The organism is Candidatus Andeanibacterium sp. (assembly GCF_057143545.1).
Map to the genome: position 1 here is coordinate 1 of NZ_DBNHSF010000134.1, position 2,664 is coordinate 2,664.

The following is a 2,664-nucleotide window of genomic DNA, read 5'->3' on the forward strand; positions in this document are numbered from 1 at the left end:
TGACCACCATTATTCCGCCGATCTTCCTGCTGGTATCCACCTTCCTTGTTTATGTGGTGCTTGGCCGGATCATCCGGACCGAGCGCGAAGAGATCGGGCTGATGAAGGCCTTCGGCTACGGAAATGCAGAGATCGGCTGGCACTATTTGAAATTTGCCATCGCAGTCGCGTTGATCGGCATCGTGCTGGGTTCCTCCGTCGGATGGTGGATGGGACGTTCCATGACCGAGCAATATGCCGAATATTACCGGTTCCCCTTCCTCTATTATCAGGTGTCCGCGAGCGTTTTCGCGACCGGCGCGGCCCTGGCTTTTGGATCAGCCGGCATCGGCGCTATCGGCGGTGTCCGTGCGGCCTCCGCCTTGACCCCGGCCGTTGCAATGTCTCCTCCGCCTCCGCCAATCTACCGTGCGGGCATGGTCGAGAAGCTGGGACGATGGGCAGGAATTTCCGCCGTCGGGAGCATGATCGTTCGCCATATTGCACGATGGCCCGGGCGCTCGGCAGTGACTGTGAGCGGCGTTGCCCTGTCGCTCGGCCTGCTGTTCGCGACCATCCAGTTTATCGACGGGTCGCGCGCGATGCTGGACAACTACTTCTTCCGCGCGCAGCGCCAAGATCTCTCCGTCACCTTCATCGAGCCCCAGAACGAAAAGGTCCTGACCGAGCTGGCCTCACTTCCGGGCGTTCTGAGGGTCGAGCCTGCGCGCGCGGTTCCGGTCGTTCTGCGCAATGGCGCGCGGTCGGAGCGGGTCGGAATAGAGGCGGCCGGCAGCGACGATCGCCTGACTGTGCGGGTCGACGCCGACGGATATGAAGTCCCGCTGCCCGCCGCGGGCCTGATGCTCAGCAGGCCGCTGGCAACCAAGCTCGCGCTCGCCCCGGGGGACCGCGCGGAGGTGGAATTGCTGGGCGGACGCCAGACCAGGACCACGCTGACAGTCGCGAGCATCATCGACGAACTCATCGGAACCCGCGCATATGCGCGCAGCGAGGCCCTGTCCCGCCTCACCCGCGATGGCACGCCGGTCGGCAGCGCGAACCTGCTGATCGATCCGCTTTACCGCGACCGGATCATCATCGAACTGGGCGAAATGCCCCAGGTCCTCGGATTGACGGAGCGTGACGCAGCGATGAAACTGTTCGAACAGATAATTGACGAAAATATCATGTCGATGATGGGTTTCTACATCTCGTTCGCATCGGCCATCGCTGTCGGCGTGGTCTACAACAGCGCGCGCATCCTGTTTTCCGAACGCGCGCATGAACTCGCGACGATGCGGGTACTCGGCTATCATCGCAGTGAAGTGGGGATCGTCCTGCTTGGTGAACTGGCCCTGCTGGTCGCGATCGCCGTTCCGGTCGGGTGCGTAACCGGCTATTGGCTGGCCCAGCTGATGGTCAGCATGTTCAGTTCGGATCTTTTCCGCCTTCCTTTTGCACCCAACAGGTCCAGCTATGGCTTCGCGACGCTGGTGGTGCTGGCTTCGGCCAGTGCAACCGCGCTGATCGTGGCGCGCCGCGTTGCAAGGCTCGACATGGTGCGGGTCCTCAAGGCGCGCGACTGATGTGGGCGCGGATCAAGAGTTGGCGCTGGGCCATGATCATCGCCGCGCTGCTGGTGGCGGGCCTTGCCTACAGCTTCTGGCCGGAGGCAGAGGCGGTCGACCTTGGTTCGGTCACTCAGGGGCCGATGGAAGTCGGGCTGACTGATGACGGGGTGACCCGTGTGCATGACCTCTACACCGTGACGGCCCCCGTGACCGGGTATGTAACGCGGATCGAACTTGAGCCCGGCGATCAGGTGGTGGCCGGCCAGACGATAATTGCGCGCATGGCAGGCATCCCGTCGCAGCCACTCGACAAACGTAGCCGCGCGGAAATTGCCAATGCGATCTCGGCATCGCGCGCGGGCGAGGCAAGCGCGTCTGCGGCGCTGCGGCTAGCCGAAGCGGATCTTGGCCGGGCCGAGGCGCTGGCGGATCGCGGCTTCTTGGCCAAGGCAGAGCTCGACGCCCGGCGTGCGGCTGCGTCCTCGGCCCGCAGCGAACTGGCCAGAACGCGCGCAGAAACCCGCCGACTGCAAAGCCTGCTGGCCGAGCCTGCTGCGTCCGGCCTGCCGTCGGGCGGCGCTGTGGCAGTGCGCTCGCCTGAAAGCGGAGTGGTCTTGCGCCGCCTTGTCGAAAGCGAAGGCGTGGTCACACAGGGAGCAGCGCTGGTTGAAATCGGTAATCCCGCGCGCATCGAAGTGGTTGCAGACCTACTTTCCAGGGAGGCGGCGCAGATCGAACCGGGTGATGCTGTGAAGATAACCCGCTGGGGAGGTGAGGATGCACTGCCAGGCCGGGTGCGCCGGATTGAACCCTTCGGGAAGCTCAAGATATCCGCGCTCGGCATCGAGGAGCAGCGGGTCAATGTGATCATCGATTTCGAGCCCGCTGCCGCCCAGCGCATTGCGCGGCTCGGCCACGGGTACCAGGTCGATGCCACGGTGATCCTCTGGAGCGAGAATGAAGTCGTTCGCGTGCCGGTGGGCGCGCTGTTCCGGGCACCGGAAGGCGGCTGGCAGGTGTTCGTCGAGAACGGCGGCAAGGCGCAGTTGCGGGATATCGAGGTCGGCTACATCAACGAGGATTTCGCACAAGTTCTCGATGGCTTGCAGGA

General features: G+C 63.9%; 2 protein-coding genes. Both read left to right on the top strand.

Annotation, left to right across the window (positions count from 1 at the left end):
• A partial coding sequence (locus tag AC16XC_RS08080; protein ID WP_484034138.1) for an ABC transporter permease occupies nt 1-1,568 on the top strand: 1,568 nt, incomplete at its 5' end.
• The coding region (locus AC16XC_RS08085) for an efflux RND transporter periplasmic adaptor subunit (RefSeq protein WP_484034139.1) at nt 1,568-2,664 on the top strand (1,097 nt) is incomplete at its 3' end. The genes AC16XC_RS08080 and AC16XC_RS08085, both read left to right, overlap by 1 nt.